Source organism: Sphingobium sp. Leaf26 (assembly GCF_001421665.1).
Taxonomy (GTDB): domain Bacteria; phylum Pseudomonadota; class Alphaproteobacteria; order Sphingomonadales; family Sphingomonadaceae; genus Sphingobium.
Window position 1 is genome coordinate 759,135 of sequence record NZ_LMKV01000012.1, and the last position, 16,272, is coordinate 775,406.

A 16,272-nucleotide genomic window follows, 5' to 3' on the forward strand; every position below is an offset into this window, starting at 1 on the left:
AAGCCCCGTCCAGGCTTCGGCTGCGTCCAGGACAAGGGACCGGACGCCAAAGGGGGACATCAGGGTGAAGCGGCTTCCGGTGCAATTCGGTCTGTTGGCGTTGCTCTCCGCATCGGTCGTGCTCGCCCAAGGCAATAGCGGGGCAGATGGCGGTCCCGACGGCGCGACGATGAAGGAGACGGAGGCGGGCATTCCCGTCACCGATCCGCTGGTCCAGGAAAAATGCGGCAGTTGTCATGCGCCCGATGCCAAAGGGAACCTGTCGCGCATAAGCTGGGTGCGCACCACGCCGGAGGGCTGGGCGCAGGCGATCAAGCGGATGGTGCGGCTGAACGGCCTGGGCATCACGCCCGAAGAATCGCGCGCGGTCATCAAGTCGCTGTCGGCCTCGCACGGGCTGGCGCCGCAGGAGGCGCGGCCGGTGATGTACCTGCCCGAAAAGCGGATCATCGACGAGGCTTTGCCCAACGAGACGATGCGGGGCGCGTGCGCGAGTTGCCATGCCTATGCCCAGCCCCTGTCCTGGCGCCGGTCGAAGCTGGAATGGAAGACGTTGCAGGACATGCACGTCGCGCTGTATTCGCAGGCGGACGCGCAATATCGCCGCCCGGCCGAGGATAGCGAGCAGCCGGCCGGGCGCGACCCCAAGGACAAGATGACGCGCGGCGACTATGCGCTGACCTATCTGCCCAAGGTGGCGGGGCTGCATACGCCCGAATGGGCGGCGTGGAGTTCGCGCCTGCGCGCGCCGAGGCTGGCCGGCGACTGGCTGGTGGTGGCGTCGGTGCCGGGGCAGGGGCGCTTCGTCGGCACGATGACGGTGGCGCAGGGCGCGGCGGCGGATGAGTTCAGGACCAGTGCTTCGCTGACGTCGCTGGGTAGTGGCGCGACCGTCAGCCGCAGCGGGACGGGGCTGGTTTATTCCGGCTATAGCTGGCGGGGGTCGTCCAAGGGTGGGGCCGCGCCGACGAGGCCCGACGACCTGACCAGCGCGGCGCGGGAGGCGATGTGGTTCGCGCCCGACCAGCAGAGCGCGGAAGGGCGCTGGTTCTGGGGCGAATATCAGGAATTCGGCTATGATGTGAAGCTGGTCCGCGCGACCGCCGCCCCGTCCATATTGGCGGTGACGCCGGGGGCGGTGAAGGCCGGGGCGAAGGGCGTGGCCATGACCATCTGGGGGCATAATCTGCCGGCTTCGCTGGCGGCGGGCGACGTCGATCTGGGGGCGGGCGTGACCGTCGGCAAGATCGTGTCGGCAGCGCCGGGCAAGGCGGTGCTGAGCGTCGATATCGCGGCCGATGCGCCGGCTGGGCAGCGCGATGTCGGTATCGGCGGCGCGGTGCTGGAAAAGGCGTTCCCGGTCTACGCCAGGGTCGATTATCTGAAGGTCACGCCGGAAACGAGCCTGGCGCGGCTGGGCGGGATCAAATTTCCCAAAGGCTATCAGCAGTTCGAGGCGATCGGTTACGACAATGGCCTGGACGGCAAGCCGAGCACGAGCGACGACGTCGCGATCGGTCCGGTGGACGCGACCTGGTCGATGCAGGAATTCATGTCGGTCTATTATGATGACGACATGAAATATGTGGGCGCATTGAGCCCCACCGCCTTCTTCACGCCGGGGCCGGAAGGCCCCAATCCCGAACGCCGGTTCAGCCGCAACAATTATGGCGAGGTCTGGGTCGTCGCCACGGCGAAGGCGGAGAAGGACAAGTTCGGCAGGCCATTGAGCGCGCGGTCCTATCTGGTCGTGACCGTGCCCATGTACCAGCGCTTCGACCAGCCGGAGGTATCGCGATGACGGTGATGCACATGCCCGCCTACCGCCGGGCCGAATATCATGGCTTTTCCGCGGGGGGCAGCGACTTCGTCTATCTGGTCAGCGCCGGTGCGATCTTCGAGATCGACGCGCAGGTGCGCGATGTGCTGGACCGGATCGACGGGCAGGAACTGGGCCATGCCGCGCTGGTGCGGGAGCTGACGGGCGAGGGCGGCGATCCGGGTGAGGCGGAGGCGCTGGTGCGCGAATTGCGCGCGGCGCAGCTTATCCATCCGGGCGCCGCGCCGGTATCCGTGCCCGAAGCGCCGCCGGCCGATTTTCCGTTGCAGGCGCTGGTGCTCAACGTCACCAACCAGTGCAATCTGGCCTGCACCTATTGCTATGAATTCGGTGCGGACAAGATCGCGACACCGGCGGGCAAGCCCAAATATATGACGCTGGAGACAGCGAAGGCGTCCGTCGACCTGCTGATCGCGGAGGCGGCGCATCGCCCGTCGGTGCACGTCACTTTCTTCGGTGGCGAAACCTTGATGAATTTCAAGCTTTTGCGGGATGTGGTGGCCTATGCCAACGGCGCGACGGCGGCGGCGGGCAAGGGGATCACCTACAGCCTGACCACCAATGCCACGCTGCTGACGCCGGAGATCGTCACCTTCCTGTCGGACAACCGGGTCGGCGTGACCGTGTCGATGGATGGCCCGCCCGAATTGCAGGACAAGCATCGCGTCTACAAGAATGGCAAGGGCAGCTATGCGGTGATCGAGCCGCGATTGCGCACGCTGATCGCGCATCATCGCACCCGCGCCGTGACCGCGCGGGTGACGCTGACCGATGGCGTCACCGATGTCGTGCGCATCTTTCGCCATCTGAAGGACGATCTGGGCTTTCACGAGGTCGGCTTTGCGCCGGTGACGACGGGGGAGACGCGGGCCTATTCGATCGACGCCGACGGCATGGACAGCGTGCTGGCGCAGTTCAACCTGCTGGCGCAGGAATGGCTGGACTTCGCGCTGCGGGGGCAGGTGCATGGCTTCACCAATGTCAGCGAGACGATCAGCGAGCTGATTTCGGGGGTCAACAAGTCGCATCCGTGCGGCGCGGGCATGGGGCTGATGGGGGTCAGCCCGTCGGGCGACCTGTCCCCCTGCCACCGCTTCACCGACGCCGACACCCATGTGATGGGCCATGTGTCGAGCGGCATCGACCGGGCCAAGCAGGGCGATTTCCTGCGCCGGGGGCATGTGGGCGCCAAATATGATTGCCAGAGTTGCTGGGCGCGGCCGCTCTGCGCCGGTGGATGTCACCATGAGGCGTTCGTCCGCTATGGCGACACCGGCCACGCCAATCTCCATTATTGCGACTGGATCCGGCAATGGACCGACACCTGCCTGCATATCTATGGCGAGCTGGCGGTGAAGAATCCCGGCTTTCTGGAGCATTTCGCTGAACGAAAGGGGCTGTCATGAAGCATCTTCGTGCCATCAATAAAAAGGCGCGGCGGATCGACGAGGCGGTGACGCAGATGGAGGCGGCGATCGAGGCTGCCGCTGCATCGGGCACCATGCCGTCGGACATGGAGGAGGATGTCGTCGCGCTGCAACAGCCGCCGCGTCCCCATGTGCCGATGGGCTGCACCCTGTCCTTCTCGCCGGGCTGGGAAGTGGATGCCGGCGGCGGCACGGCGGGCCTGTGCCAGCCGGTCGAGCGCGACATCTACGACTGCTACGTCACCTGCTTCTGGCCGGTGCAGGTGCCCGACCATGTGAATTATTCGCCGGACTGGGCCAGCAATTGCGCCACCGCGACCAAGGATTGGCGCAATCTCGACCTGGTGTTCCCATGAGGCCCGCGATGCAGAAAATCCGCTTTGCGCTGGCGGCCGGTCTGGCCGTGCTGGCGACCATGCCCACCCATGCCGCGACCCTGTTCATGGGCGCCTATCCCGACATGCTGCTGGTCTTTGACGAAGGCAAGGGCGCGGTCACGCAGAAGATCAAGCTGGACACCGGCCTGCCGACGGCCATGACCCTGTCCGACGATGGCAAGCGCATCTATGTGTCGACCATCACGACGAGCGGGATCGAGGTGATCGATGCGGCCAGCCGCAAGGTCATCAGCAAGTTCAGCCTGAATGACGGCCCCAGCAAAGTGCGCTTTTATGGCGGGGTGCCGGACCCGGCCGGCCGGTATTTCTATACGATCGTCACCAGGATCGACAAGGAAATGGACCGCTACAAGGTCAGCAAGCCGCTATATGGCGTGGTCGACCTGAAGCTGGGGAAGCTGGTGCGCACGGCCGAGATCGAGAAGGAGGATGAGAAGGCGATCGGCGGCTTTCGCGTCGGTTTCAAGGTGTCGGGGGACGGCAGATATCTCTATGCCTTTGGCGAGAAGGTGATCGTGATTGACACCGCGACGCTCAAGGCCACCGATCGCATCGACCTCGCGCGGCCCGAAGGCACGGGGCTGGAGAATGTCGGCTTTGGCGGATCGCTGGAGACGCTGCGGACGCCCGGCCAATATGTGTCGCTGTTCAACGCGGCCGACCCCTATATTCATAGCAAGATGTTCGGGCTGGCCCGGTTCGACCTCAACAGCCGGCAGTTCGACTTCACCCCGATCGGTCCGGCGCCGACCGCGATGGCGGGGCTGGAGATTACGCCGGACGGCAAGCAGGCCTATACGGTCGTGACCAACGGTACGCTGGGGGCGAAGCGGTGCGAGTTCTGGCACATGGACCTGGCCACCAACAGGGTGGTGGACAAGGCGGAGTTCCCCTGCCGATCGCGCTTCCGTCTGGGCATGTCGATGGATGGGGCCAAGCTCTATATCTACGGCGCCAGCTACGACATCGAGGTGTATGACGCCAAGACGCTGAAGCTGGAAGCGACCTGGGATCTGGGCAATGACGCGACCGGGGCGGGCATGGTGTCGGTGCCGTGAGGGTGGCGCGCTTCTCCTCCGGGATTTTGGGGGCATGAGGTCCGTGGCCATCCGGGGTAGCGGGATGGCCGCCAATGGCTGCGCGTATTTGCTGAAAGAGGCGGGATTTCGGGTCGGACAGGAAGCTGTCCATCGGCCGCCGGTGCCGAGCATGATGTTGAGCGAGGCGGCGCTGGCATTGATGCGCGATCTGTTCGGGCGGCCGGACCTGTTTGCCGATGCGCCGCGTGTCCGCCGCCGGCTGGTCGCCTGGGGCGGGGCGCCGGTGACGGTGCTGCATGACGCTGTGCTGGCGTCCGAGGCGATGGTGCAGGGGGCGCTGGGCGTGCGGGACGAAGCGACGGTGGCCGCCCCCGATTGCACCATATATGCCGCGCCGCCGATGCCCATGGGCGAGCTGCATGTCTTTGGCGAGCGTCAGGCCGTCGCTGTTCGCGTGCGGTTGCGCAACCCGGCCTGCCGCGAGGAGGGGCGGGTCGAGGCGGTCGGGAGCGGCTGGCTGTTTCTGGTCCCGGCGGATGGCGATGAAGGCTGGCTGCTGGGCGTCGGCGGCGAGGTGGACGCGCTGCTGGCGCAGAGCCGGCTGATCGCGCCGGTGGTCGATCCGATCGGCGGATCGTCCCGCCCCTTCCTCGCTGCGCCGCGCCTGCATATGCCGCTGGTCGGCGGCGACTGGCTGGCTTGCGGCACGGCGGCGATCGGCTTCGATCCGATCTGCGGCGATGGCACCGCCCAGTCGGTGCGCGAGGCGATATTGGCGAGCGCGGTGGTGCGCGCGATCGCGGACGGCGGCGACCAGGCGGCGCTGCTCGGCCATTATCAGGCGATGCTGATCGCGGCGATGCGGCGGCATTTGCTGCTTTGCGCGCAATTCTACGCCAATGGCGGGCAGGGCGACTGGTGGCGGGCGCAGCATGACGCGCTGATGCAGGGGCATCTTTGGTGTACCGGGCTGCTGGCGAAGCTGCCCGAACCGCAATTTGCGCTGCACGGCCTGACGCTGGTGCCACGGCGGGTGGCGGCATGAGTGCGCCGCCATCGACGCCTGTTGCCGGCTGGGGCAGCTATCGCCGGTTGCTGCCCTATATCCGGCCCTACCGGCGCGGGCTGTTGCTGGTGCTGGCGATCAGTGTGCTGTCGACCGCGCTGGGGCTGGCGCAGCCCTATCTGTCCAAGCTGATGATCGACCAGGCGCTGTTGCGGCGGGACATGGGCGCGCTGTGGCGGATCGCCGGGATCATGATCGCGGTGACGGTGCTGGGGTTCGGCGTCAATATCGCGGCGAGCTATCGCTATGTTCGGCTGTCGGCGGCGATGCTCTATGATATGCGCGCGGCGTTGCTGCGGCATCTCCAGACATTGTCGCCGCGCTTTTATGCGACTTTCCGGCTGGGCGATCTGGTTTCACGCATGAACAGCGATGTGAGCGACGTGCAGCGGATCGCGTCCGACACATTGTTGTCAGTGGTCAGCAACCTGCTGTTCTTTATCGGCTGTGTCGCGATGATGGTCTGGCTCGACTGGCGACTGTTTCTGGTCGGCGTGTTGCTGGTGCCCGCCAGCCTGGGGGCCTTCACCTATTATCAACGACGGCTGACCGCGCTGACCCGCGACATGCGCGAGCGGGGGGCGGACCTTGGCAGCCTGCTGGTCGATACGGTGATGGGGATGCGGGTCGTCACCGCGCTGCGGGCGGGCGAGCATGAGGTCGGGCGTTTCAGGGCGAAGAATGACGCCTTTGTCGGCGCGATGCTGAAGATGCAGGTGGCCTCCTACATGACGGGCGCGCTGCCGGGGACGTTGATGACCGCGGCGACGTCCGCCGTGATCCTCTATGGCGGGTGGCGCATCATGGAAGGCGATATCAGCATCGGAACGCTGGTCGCCTTCATGGCCTATCATATGCGGTTGCTGTCGCCGATCCAGACGCTGATGGGGCTGACGTCCGGGCTGGCGTCGGCGCGGGTGTCGCTGGGGCGTATCTTCGAACTGTTCGATACCCGGCCCGATGTCGAGGAGCGCACGGATGCCGTGGCGATCGGGCGGGTGCGGGGCGAGGTGCGCTTCGAGCAGGTGGCGATGCGCTATGATCGCGATCCGGTGCTGCGGGGTATGGACCTGACCATCCCGGCCGGCAGCATCTGCGCGATTTTGGGGCCGAGCGGTGTGGGCAAGTCGACCATGGCCGACCTGATGGTGCGCCATGCCGATCCCACCGGCGGGCGCATCCTGCTCGACGGGCATGATGTGCGCGATCTGCGGCTGGACGATCTGCGGCGGGAGGTGATGCTGGTCGATCAGTCGCCCTGGCTGTTCAACGACACTATCGCCGGCAATATCGGCTTTGCCCTGCCGGACGTGCGCACCCAGGATATCGAGGCCGCTGCCCATGCCGCCGGACTGGATGCGTTTCTGACGCGCCTGCCTGATGGGCTGGAAACCCGCACCGGCGAGCGGGGGCTGGCGCTGTCGGCGGGGGAGCGGCAGAGGATCGTCATCGCCCGCGCGTTGCTGCGCCGGCCGTCGGTACTGATCCTGGACGAGCCGACATCGGCGCTGGATGGCGAGACGGAGGCGCTGGTGGCGGGGCGGCTGCGCGGGGCGTTGCCGGCGGCGACGATCATCCTCATCACGCACAAGCCGGCGCTGGCGCGGATAGCCGACCGGATCGTGACGATTACGGACGGCCGGGCGCAGGTCGTGGCGGCGCCGGTGCCGGTCGATGCCTGACGCCTTGCGCATCGCCGTGATCGACAGCGGGGTTCATCCCGATCATCCCCATATCGACGCGGCGCGGCTGTTGCCCGGCTTTGCGATCGCGAAGGATGGCGCCGACATGGGCGAGGATTGTCTGGACCGGCTGGGCCATGGCACGGCCGTCACCGCCGCGATCCAGCATCGGACGGCCGATGCGCTGTGCCTGCCGATCCGGGTGTTTCAGGATGCGCTCAGCACGACGGCGCGGGCGCTGGTCACGGCGATCGACCGGGCGGTGGCGGCGCGGGTGGATATCATCAACCTCAGCCTTGGCACCGTCAATCCGGGCCATGCCGACGCCTTTTCGGCGGCGGCCGACCGCGCGCTGGGCGCCGGCATATTGATCGTGGCGGCGCGGGATAAGGACGGGATGCCCTGCTATCCGGGCAGCCTGCACCAGGTGCTGGGCGTGGGGCTGGACTGGGACTGTCCGCCCGGCGAATATCGGTTGCGCGACGGGCTGGCCTTTGCGTCCGGCCATCCCCGGCCGATCCCCGGCGTGCCGCAGCGGCGCAACCTGTTCGGCGTCAGTTTTGCCGTCGCAAACATGACCGGGTCGATCGCGCGCGCGGGGCGGGTCGATCCGGCGGACTGGGTTCAACTGGCCGGAACGTCGGGATAGGCATCCACCAGCGGTCCCAGCGCGTCGGCCAGCGGGCCAAGATGGGGCGCGAAACGCTGCCAGTGATCCACGCTGTTGCTGTAGATGGGCTGGCGCACCTGTTCGGAGCTGGCGGTGCGCACGGCGCGGTCGGTCTGCCAGAAGGACAGGCAGGCCGGCTCGAAATCCAGGCCGAGATAGGCGAGCAGCCGGTCGACTTCGCCCGGCGTGTCGGCCACCATGCGTTCATAGATGACGCGGTGGACGCGGCCCGGCGCAGCGGCGTCATAGGCGGCCATCAGCGCGACATAGTCCCGATAATAACGGCCGATGTCGGTGAGGTCGTAGCTGAACGCCTGACCACGGGCGAAATGCTGTTTCCAGCCGGAAAAGCAGCAGCCCATCGGATGGCGGCGCGCGTCGATGATGCTGGCATTGGGCAGGATCAGTTTGATGAGGCCGATATGCTGCCAGTTGTTGGGCATCTTGTCGATGAAGCGGGGCTTGTCGCTCTGACGATGGACGCGGGTCTGGTCGACATATTCCTCGCCCAGCCGCTGGCGGTCGGCGGGTGAGAGGGATGCGGCCATCGCGGCGAAATCGGCAAATTCGCCGTCGTCCACGCGCGATTGCAGGCGGCTGGCGATGACCATCATTTCGGGCAGTTCCATCGTGCCTTCCACCCGGCTGTGGCTGGCGAGGATCTGTTCCACGAGCGTCGATCCGGCACGGGGCAGGCCGACGATGAAGATCGGGTCGGGGGCAGGGCAGCCACCATCGCCCATGGCGGCGATGAAAGGCGCGGTGAAGGGCGCGGAGGTGGCCGCGACCTCGGCGGAAAATTCGTCAGCATCGTGGCGGATCATGGCGCGGCGCAGGCTGTTGCCGAGGCTGTAATGGTGGAAGGCGGCTTCGTCGGCCTTGCTGTCCTCCAGCGCCTTGCCCAGCGAGAAATGGAGGTGGAAGACGTCCTCGCCTGAGTCGTGGCCGTCCTGGGACAGAGTCGTCAGCGCCTGTTGCATCGTCGCGATATCGTCGGCGTCGAGTTTCACCGTCTTGAGATTGGCGAGGCTCCACCAGGCTTCGCCCATGGTCGGGCGGTGAAGGACGGCCTGGCGATAGGCATGGACGGCGTCCGCCTGCAATCCGAGGGTTTTGAGTGCATGGCCGAGATTCTGCCAGAGCTGTGGCTGGTCGGGACGGTCGGCCAGCAACCGTTCGTAGATGGCGCGCGCGCCCTGCTGGTCGCCGAGCCGCACCAGCACCGAGGCGCGGATCAGGTCGTAGCCCGGATTATGGATCGGTGAGCGGGCCAAGATGTCGGCATGCGCAAGCGCCTCGCGCAGGCGGTTGTTCTGGAGCAGCAGGCGGATGAGGAAGTCGCGCGCCAGATCGAAGCCCGGTGCGAGCGTCACCGCCCGTTCGACCAGCGCCAGCGCTTCGGTCATGTCGCCGCGTCGCCACTGGACCTCGCCCCACAGACGGGTGCCGGCGGGGTCATGGGGCAATCGTTCGGCGCGCGCGATCAGCAGCGCGTCGGCTTCGTCCAGATTGCCTGCGTTCATCGCCATCGCCGCTTCCAGCAGGTCGCGGTCGCGCGAGGCGGCATGGATGCCGGACAGGTCGGCGCGCCAGCCATCGTCGTCACGCCCGGCCGCGCGCAGCAGGCCGGCGAGCAGGAACCAGCCGCCGGCAACGGCGGGTTGCAGGCGGGTCAGCCCCTCCAGCGCGGCGATGGCCTGTGGCCGGTCGCCGGCCTCCTGCGCGGCCTGCGCCAGTTCCCACAGGATCGCCGGGATAGCGGGATGCTGGCGGGCGAGCGGGGTAAGGCGGGCGAGCGCCGCCTGAGGCTGGCCCAGGCGGCGCAGCGCTTGCCCTGCAAGCAGTTCGGCGGGGGGGAGGCGGCCGGCACGACGGACGATCGCGTCCGCCTGCGCCAGCGCCCTGTCGGGGTGCGTTTCGAGCCAGCCGGTCGCCTGGGCCAATGCCGCCCGAATGCTGTCTGTTGCCGTAGCGGCAGGCGCGTTCCCCATAGCCCCTCATATTTGTGCGACTGCTCAAAATTCTATGGTGCCCGCAGGCAGTCGTCCAGTCAGCCTGTCGCAAAAGTTTCAAAAACTTGCTGAACAGGCGCTTGACACGGCGTGTCCTATTGGCAGTATCGAATTTAGGACAGTTGTTATGATTGCTGCAAAAGCGAACTGTCCAAGGGTGTGTACGAGATAATCAGCGTAACCGGCGCCATTGCGGCGATCCTGGAGGGCATGGCCTTTCGGGCGGGGTGGGTTTTGTCCTGCTCCGATCAAACGCAGGCGCGAGGCATGATGGAAGACCCGGATAAACGGGCAAAAAAGCTGGGAGAGGCCGAGTCGCAACGCATACAGGGGGTATTCGTATGGCCATTCGTCTCCGTTCGCACAGGGTGCGCATGTTCTGCGCGCTGGGTACGAGCACGTTTCTGACACCGATGATCGCGCCCGCCATGGCGCAGGAACCCGTTCCGCAGGCCGCGGACAGCGCCGAGGCGGCGGGGGACGCAGCGTCGGGCCTGAGCGAAATCGTGGTCACCGCGACCCGCAGCGCGCAGAGCATCCAGAAGGTGCCGATTTCCATGCAGGCGCTGGGCGCCGAGGTGCTGTCGCAGCGGCAGGTCAAGGGGCTGAGCGATTTCGCCGCCCTGCTGCCGTCGGTGTCGTTCGAGGGGATCGGACCGGGTCGCAACACCGCCTTTTTCCGGGGAATCGTGCCGGCAGGCGGCGCCTATGCCTCGGTCGGCTATTATCTGGACGATATTCCCATCACCGGGACCGAAGTGCCCGATATCCACGCCTATGACATGGAGCGCGTCGAGGCGCTGTCCGGGCCGCAGGGGACGCTGTATGGCGCCGGTTCATTGTCGGGCACGATCCGCCTGATCACCAACAAGCCCAATCTGGACAAGTTCGAGTTCGGCTATGACGTCGAAGCCAATAAATATGGCAAGGGCGATTTTGGCGGGCAACTGGAATCCTATGTCAACGTGCCGGTCAGCGACACGCTGGCGATCCGCGCCATGGGCTATTACCGGCGCGACGGCGGCTATATCGACAATACACCCAATGAGGGGAAGCTGAACAACGGCGATCCGGCCGTCTATAATCTGGGCGATACCAACCCGCTGACCTTCTATAATCTCGACAACAGCGACATCGCGAAGGACGATTACAACACGATCAAGGAATTTGGCGGCCGGTTGCAGTTGCTGTGGGAGCCGGTCGAGGGATGGTCGTTCAACCCGTCCATCACCGCGCAGAAGCAGGTTGCGAACGGCTATTTCGGCTATGATCCGCGCGTGGGCGACCTGGAAGTCCATGACTATGACAAGACGAAGAATGACGATCGCTGGTATCAGGCGGCGTTGTCGATCCACGGCCATATCGGCGACTGGGACGTTGTGTCGGCGACCGGCTATTTCAAGCGGCGCACGCGCACGCTGAACGACTATACCTATTACACCGTCACCTATGATGGATTTGGCGGCGGCTATGAAAGCTATCTGCAATTTTTCGATGCGGCCGGATGTACGGGATCGGGCGACAGCCTGAAATGCACGACCCTGCTCGATCCGACGCAATATTATCATGCCGATACCAAGCGGAACAAATTCACGCAGGAATTGCGCATTTCGACGCCGAAGGACTGGCCGTTCGACGTGACGATCGGCGGATTCTACCAGCGCCAATCGAACAAGCTGAACACCTATTATGCGATCCGCGGGCTGGAAAATGTCGTGGGCTATACCGCCGCGTGCGCCTATTCGGTGGTCGAGGATGTCTGCGACGGCAATGAAACCACGCTGGACGGCTTTGGCATTCCCGAATCCGCTGGCGGCACGATGGTCATCGGCAATCCGGCGGCGAAGGGCGATGGCTATTATATCGTCGAGCAGAACCAGCTTTATCATGACAAGGCGATCTTCGCCGAAGGCCATTACAACATCACGCCGACGGTGAAGGTGACGGGCGGTATACGCTATTTCTGGACCGATTATTCGGTCGTGGGCTTTGCCGGCGTCGCGGCGTCGGCGCAGGCGGTGGGATGCGAAACCCCCTTGCCGGCCGATCAGCGCCTGACCTGCCTCAACACCAATCCGCTCGCGGATGACCGGACGGGCCGCTACAAGGAAAATGGCGAAACGCACAAGGTTGCGGTCGACTGGCAGATCACGCCCGACAAGATGGTCTATGCCAATTATTCGACCGGCTTCCGGCCCGGTGGCTTCAATCGGCCGCTGCGTATCCGCGCCACGGCGACGAAGCCGTCCTTCCTGGCCGAAGTTCCGTCCTTCGAGTCCGAGACGCTGACCAATTATGAGTTGGGCGTGAAGACGACCTGGAACAATATCTTCCGTCTGAATGCGGCCATCTACTTCGAAAAATGGAATAATATTCAATATGGCGTCGTCGTGGCGGGCGCGCAGGGCGCAGGCATGACCGGCAATGCGGGCAAGGCGGAAGTGAAGGGCATCGAATATGATGCCAGCCTGAAGCTGGGGAAGATCACCATCAATTCTTCCGGCGCCTTCAACGACGCCAAGCTGAAGGGCGATTTCTGCAATTTCGCGGTGAATGCCGAAACGGAGTCGATTTCGCAATTGGCGACCTGTTCGCAGGGCACCTTTACCGAAGGCAATCCGCCGATCCCGACCGTGGCCGCAGACGACGGCACCCGCCTGCCGCGTCAGCCCAGATTCAAGGGCACGACATCGATCCGCTATGACACCATGTTCGGCGATTATAGTGGTTTCCTTCAGGGCGCGGCGCTCTACCAGACCGGGGCCACGCAGGATCTCAACGTCAATGCCAACAGGTTGCTGGGCAGTACGAAGGGCTTTGTCAGCTTCGACTTTTCCGGGGGGATTAAGAAGGATAACTGGACGCTGAGCTTCTTCCTGCAAAATGCGTTCGACAAGCGCGGGCAGTTGACCAAGAACACCTTCTGCTCGATCGACTTCTGCGCCAATTCCTCGCGCACCTTCACCATCAAGCCGCAATTTTTCGGCGTCAGGTTCGGCCAAAAATTCTAAACAGGTCGCCGAACAATATGGCCATGCTCCGCCGGATATCCGCGCGGGGCATGGCCATAGTCTTTGGGATGGCGGGTCTGGCGCTCGCCATGCCGGCGGCGCCGCGCGCGCAGGAGGATCATTCCGGCCTGACGCGGGCGGACTATCGCCGCAGATGCCTGATGTGCCACAGCCGCGCGGCGCCCGAGGGCGTGGCGCCGGAGATATTGGCGGGGCTGCATCCCGAACCGGGACTGACGCCGGCTGCGGCGATGCCGGGGGTGACGTGCTGGCGACGGTGCACGACTTGCTGGCCGGGGGAGGGGCGGAAATCCGTTCCACATCAATGATGCTGTGCTACCATGCCTGTATGACCACAGGCGGCATCGAATATTTTCCGCAGCCAGACGATTGGACTGATGGCTTGCTGCATGAATTGGGCTACAGGCGATACGCTGTTTCAGTCTTTGACCATTGGCTGACCGAAGAAGAGTGGGAGCTAAACCCGTTCATTGCGTTTGAGCGCGCGCGTGCGGCAGGATTTGAAGCCGTCTATCGCGAACAATGCTGTCAATTCCGGGCTTTTTACCAATGGCTTTTCAAGGAAGGCGTGTTCCGCCTTACCGGATTGAGAACAAGGAGGCAGGTGGTCTGGCATGATCGTTGGGACCGTCGACTAAAGAAAGCTGTGACGGCCATGGTCAGCGATCAACGATGGGGAGCAGAATTCTACGCACCGGCTGAGCATCTTCGCGTCATATCTGGCGACGTCCGCACGGATACTCTCCTCCTGGAAGACAACGCGGATGAGAAGGCATTGGAGAATGTCGCGAATAAATTTGGGCTGAACTTCATTCGCTGAAAAAGTTCTAGGCGATATGCCTTCTCCGCAATCTTGAACTAATCCTCCTCAACGCCCCGCAGACGGAAACAGCAGCCGCAGTGATGCTGGTGCGTGGCACTGCCTGATCGCGGTTTCGACGTGGCGGGCGCGTTCGGCTGTCAGGGAGGCGGAGGACAGGGCGAAGCGGCGTTCGCGGGCGATCTCTTCAGCGGTGAAGGGAGTGCTGCCCTGGGGCACGCTGCCGCCGCCCAGGCCGAAGACGACGAAGTTCATCATGTCGGCCAGTTGCTGATTATCCCTGATCCGGCTGAGCGCGACATTGGGCAGGCGGATGAGATAGGCGCGGGTCTGCGGCGTGCAGAGGAACCAGCCGACCCGGCCGCGCAGTTCGGGCAGGGCGGCGGGCGCGGCGCTGCCCTGCACCCCGTGGCAGCCGCCGCAATTTTCGACATAGTCGGACCGGGCGAGATCGGGATCGGTGATCGCAGCGGGGAGCAGCCCCATGGGTGGCAGCGCGGCGCGGCCGATGCCGACCGCGCCGAGCAGCGCCAGCGATCCGATCAGCAACGCGCGCTTCATGGTCCGCTGGCTCAGCTTGCCGCGCCCACCAGCACGGCGGTCGAGCAATGATACTCCATGCTGCTGGTGCCGAAACACCAGATCACGTCATTGTTGAGCTGGGGCATGTAAAGCTGCGTCTCGCGGTCGGTATTGTCGCAGCCGCACTGGCCGCAGGCGGGCTTGCCGCAACAGTCGCGATAGGCGATCAGATAGGCCTTGCCATCGTCCGGGTTGATGCAGGTGCCGACCCAGGAGACGGGCGAAGGCTCCGACCCCGCCGGGCAGCTATGGATGCCGCCGCCGCAGCAGGTGCAGAGCGCGCCGTCGATCGCGCAATAGCGCCAATAGTCGCACTTGGTTTCATCCTTGCTCTGCGCGGTGCGGGCAAAGGCGGTCTTGGCTTCGGGCGAGCGGTCGGGCTTGGCCGCTTCGGCGCGGCTGACCGGCAGCAGCGGGAAAGCTGGCGCAGCGACCAGGACGGCCCCCAGGCGCGAGAGCATCGAGCGGCGCGAACTGCCGCCGGCCAGCTTGCGCAGCAGCTTTTCCCCCATGGCATCGGCGTCGAACTTCTTCATGGTACGGACCCCCTTGTTTGAAAATTCAGGCCGCCTGCGCCTTGAGCGAACCGATATAGTCCTGCACCGTGGCGATCCCCATTTCATGGGCGACGATCAGGCTTTCCAGATGCTCGCGGCTGTTGACCAGCCCCTTGGACAGGATGGTGCCTTCGGCATCGAGCAGCACGGCGAAGGGCAGTTTGGCGACGCCATAGGCTTGCCCCGCGTCGGGGCCGTTGACGAAGGCGTAGCCGTCCAGCCCATGCTGGGCGATCATGGCGCGCTGGGCGGCGACATCATCATCGCCCACGAAGGTCAGCGTGACCCGCTCGTCGCGGGCGAAGGACTTGGCCATCGGGATGATATTCTTGCACAGCGGGCATTGGGCGGACACGAACATCAGCAGGCGCAGCGCCGTGTCATGGGCATGGCCACCGATCGTCACCGGCGCGCCTTCGATGGTGCGGGCGTCGATCTTCACGATCGCGTCGCCGACCGCCGGGCCGCCGCTGGTGGCGAGCGCGCCGGCAGGCGCCACGCGGATATGCAGCACGCCGACCTGCCGCGCGACCGCGAGCAGCCCGACGCCAAGCGCCAGCAAGACGACCCAGGAGAGGATCTGCGCGATGATGAGCGACGTCAGCATATGTCTATCTCCGGTAGGCGGCGGCAGGGGAGGCGATCAGCGCCAGCAGGGCGCCGAGCAGATGGTAAGCGAGGAACAAAGCGATTCCGCCGGCGGCGGCGGTGGCGATGTCGAGAGATGAAAGCGGTGGGGCGGGCAACAGGCGCGGCGCGACCAGCGCGATGAGCAGCAGGTTGCGGACCACCAGCGGCCAGCCGATCGGGTGGCGCAACTGGGATCGGCCGCAGCCGCAGTCGATATGGCTGCGGCCGCGCCGGATATTGATCGCCATCGCGCCGGCAAAGGTGGCCAGCAGCAGCATGGCGAGCAGCACCGGCACAGGCGCGAGGCCAGCGATCAGCGTGGCGCCGATCGCGATCTCCGCCAGCGGCAGGATGGTGGCGGCCGGCGGCACCAGCGCGGACGGCAACAGCCGGTAATTGGCGATCACGCCGGGCAGCAGGGCACGGTGACGCAGTTTCGATACGCCCGCTTGCAACAGGATCAGGCCGATCCCGATGGCAGCCGCCAGCGCGGCGATCGCCAGACCCAGCGCCATG

At 65.2% G+C, this 16,272-nt stretch carries 15 protein-coding genes; 10 read left to right on the plus strand and 5 right to left on the minus strand.

Annotated elements, in window-relative coordinates; translation table 11 throughout:
* Positions 1 to 64 precede the first annotated feature (64 nt).
* Genes peaA through qhpE form a run of 7 tightly spaced genes read left to right on the plus strand, consistent with a single transcriptional unit; the run spans position 65 to position 8,102 of the window.
* A complete protein-coding gene (gene peaA / locus ASE85_RS12445; protein ID WP_056688473.1) occupies positions 65 to 1,801 on the plus strand; it encodes a quinohemoprotein amine dehydrogenase subunit alpha in 1,737 nt (578 codons plus the stop codon).
* The gene (gene peaB, locus ASE85_RS12450) at positions 1,798 to 3,246 is read left to right on the plus strand and encodes a quinohemoprotein amine dehydrogenase maturation protein (protein ID WP_056688476.1); all 1,449 of its coding nucleotides are present in this window, start codon (positions 1,798 to 1,800) and stop codon (positions 3,244 to 3,246) included. Before peaA ends, peaB begins: the two co-directional genes overlap by 4 nt.
* Positions 3,243 to 3,623, plus strand: a complete 381-nt coding sequence (gene qhpC / locus ASE85_RS12455; protein ID WP_056688478.1) for a quinohemoprotein amine dehydrogenase subunit gamma — start codon at positions 3,243 to 3,245, stop codon at positions 3,621 to 3,623. The genes peaB and qhpC overlap by 4 nt, the downstream gene beginning before the upstream one ends.
* A gap of 8 nt (positions 3,624 to 3,631) precedes the next feature.
* Entirely contained in the window at positions 3,632 to 4,723 is a 1,092-nt protein-coding gene (locus tag ASE85_RS12460) for a YncE family protein (RefSeq protein WP_056688774.1), read from the plus strand.
* Positions 4,724 to 4,757: 34 nt separating this feature from the next.
* Complete coding sequence (locus ASE85_RS12465) at positions 4,758 to 5,750, plus strand: hypothetical protein (RefSeq protein ID WP_056688479.1); 993 nt, start codon at positions 4,758 to 4,760, stop codon at positions 5,748 to 5,750.
* Positions 5,747 to 7,453, plus strand: a complete 1,707-nt coding sequence (locus ASE85_RS12470) for an ABC transporter ATP-binding protein (RefSeq protein ID WP_056688481.1) — start codon at positions 5,747 to 5,749, stop codon at positions 7,451 to 7,453. The genes ASE85_RS12465 and ASE85_RS12470 overlap by 4 nt, the downstream gene beginning before the upstream one ends.
* Complete coding sequence (qhpE, locus tag ASE85_RS12475; RefSeq protein WP_056688483.1) at positions 7,446 to 8,102, plus strand: subtilisin-like serine protease QhpE; 657 nt, start codon at positions 7,446 to 7,448, stop codon at positions 8,100 to 8,102. The genes ASE85_RS12470 and qhpE overlap by 8 nt, the downstream gene beginning before the upstream one ends.
* Here qhpE and ASE85_RS12480 read toward each other — a convergent pair.
* The gene (locus ASE85_RS12480) at positions 8,078 to 10,114 is read right to left on the minus strand and encodes a tetratricopeptide repeat-containing sulfotransferase family protein (RefSeq protein ID WP_056688486.1); all 2,037 of its coding nucleotides are present in this window, start codon (positions 10,112 to 10,114) and stop codon (positions 8,078 to 8,080) included. The two genes, qhpE and ASE85_RS12480, sit on opposite strands and share 25 nt — an antisense overlap.
* A gap of 362 nt (positions 10,115 to 10,476) precedes the next feature.
* Between ASE85_RS12480 and ASE85_RS12485 the strand changes: the two genes are divergently transcribed.
* From ASE85_RS12485 to ASE85_RS12495, 3 genes are read left to right on the plus strand one after another with little or no spacing between them, the layout of a single operon-like run.
* Positions 10,477 to 13,146: a TonB-dependent receptor gene (locus tag ASE85_RS12485; protein ID WP_443018520.1), complete on the plus strand. Its 2,670-nt coding sequence runs from the start codon at positions 10,477 to 10,479 to the stop codon at positions 13,144 to 13,146.
* Between the two features lie 50 nt (positions 13,147 to 13,196).
* Entirely contained in the window at positions 13,197 to 13,475 is a 279-nt protein-coding gene (locus ASE85_RS12490; protein ID WP_056688780.1) for a hypothetical protein, read from the plus strand.
* The gene (locus tag ASE85_RS12495) at positions 13,412 to 13,987 is read left to right on the plus strand and encodes a hypothetical protein (protein ID WP_156358308.1); all 576 of its coding nucleotides are present in this window, start codon (positions 13,412 to 13,414) and stop codon (positions 13,985 to 13,987) included. Before ASE85_RS12490 ends, ASE85_RS12495 begins: the two co-directional genes overlap by 64 nt.
* A gap of 48 nt (positions 13,988 to 14,035) precedes the next feature.
* On the opposite strand, the gene ASE85_RS12500 is transcribed toward ASE85_RS12495, so the two are convergent.
* From ASE85_RS12500 to ASE85_RS12515, 4 genes are read right to left on the minus strand one after another with little or no spacing between them, the layout of a single operon-like run.
* The gene (locus tag ASE85_RS12500) at positions 14,036 to 14,548 is read right to left on the minus strand and encodes a c-type cytochrome (protein ID WP_056688783.1); all 513 of its coding nucleotides are present in this window, start codon (positions 14,546 to 14,548) and stop codon (positions 14,036 to 14,038) included.
* Positions 14,549 to 14,559: 11 nt separating this feature from the next.
* Positions 14,560 to 15,105, minus strand: a complete 546-nt coding sequence (locus ASE85_RS12505; protein WP_056688491.1) for a methylamine dehydrogenase light chain — start codon at positions 15,103 to 15,105, stop codon at positions 14,560 to 14,562.
* Positions 15,106 to 15,130: 25 nt separating this feature from the next.
* Complete coding sequence (locus ASE85_RS12510; RefSeq protein ID WP_056688495.1) at positions 15,131 to 15,733, minus strand: hypothetical protein; 603 nt, start codon at positions 15,731 to 15,733, stop codon at positions 15,131 to 15,133.
* 4 nt (positions 15,734 to 15,737) lie between these two features.
* On the minus strand, positions 15,738 to 16,271 hold the full coding sequence (locus tag ASE85_RS12515; protein ID WP_056688498.1) for a MauE/DoxX family redox-associated membrane protein: 534 nt from the start codon (positions 16,269 to 16,271) through the stop codon (positions 15,738 to 15,740).
* Position 16,272: the final 1 nt, after the last annotated feature.

What these genes read in the sequence shown, in the direction of transcription:
- peaB (WP_056688476.1), top strand. Translation starts at nt 1,798, where the DNA reads ATGACGGTGATGCACATGCCCGCCTACCGCCGGGCCGAATATCATGGC.
- qhpC (WP_056688478.1), top strand. Translation starts at nt 3,243, where the DNA reads ATGAAGCATCTTCGTGCCATCAATAAAAAGGCGCGGCGGATCGACGAG.
- ASE85_RS12460 (WP_056688774.1), top strand. Translation starts at nt 3,632, where the DNA reads ATGCAGAAAATCCGCTTTGCGCTGGCGGCCGGTCTGGCCGTGCTGGCG.
- ASE85_RS12465 (WP_056688479.1), top strand. Translation starts at nt 4,758, where the DNA reads ATGAGGTCCGTGGCCATCCGGGGTAGCGGGATGGCCGCCAATGGCTGC.
- ASE85_RS12470 (WP_056688481.1), top strand. Translation starts at nt 5,747, where the DNA reads ATGAGTGCGCCGCCATCGACGCCTGTTGCCGGCTGGGGCAGCTATCGC.
- qhpE (WP_056688483.1), top strand. Translation starts at nt 7,446, where the DNA reads ATGCCTGACGCCTTGCGCATCGCCGTGATCGACAGCGGGGTTCATCCC.
- ASE85_RS12480 (WP_056688486.1), bottom strand. Translation starts at nt 10,114, where the DNA reads ATGGGGAACGCGCCTGCCGCTACGGCAACAGACAGCATTCGGGCGGCA.
- ASE85_RS12485 (WP_443018520.1), top strand. Translation starts at nt 10,477, where the DNA reads ATGGCCATTCGTCTCCGTTCGCACAGGGTGCGCATGTTCTGCGCGCTG.
- ASE85_RS12490 (WP_056688780.1), top strand. Translation starts at nt 13,197, where the DNA reads ATGGCCATAGTCTTTGGGATGGCGGGTCTGGCGCTCGCCATGCCGGCG.
- ASE85_RS12500 (WP_056688783.1), bottom strand. Translation starts at nt 14,548, where the DNA reads ATGAAGCGCGCGTTGCTGATCGGATCGCTGGCGCTGCTCGGCGCGGTC.
- ASE85_RS12505 (WP_056688491.1), bottom strand. Translation starts at nt 15,105, where the DNA reads ATGAAGAAGTTCGACGCCGATGCCATGGGGGAAAAGCTGCTGCGCAAG.
- ASE85_RS12510 (WP_056688495.1), bottom strand. Translation starts at nt 15,733, where the DNA reads ATGCTGACGTCGCTCATCATCGCGCAGATCCTCTCCTGGGTCGTCTTG.
- ASE85_RS12515 (WP_056688498.1), bottom strand. Translation starts at nt 16,271, where the DNA reads ATGGCGCTGGGTCTGGCGATCGCCGCGCTGGCGGCTGCCATCGGGATC.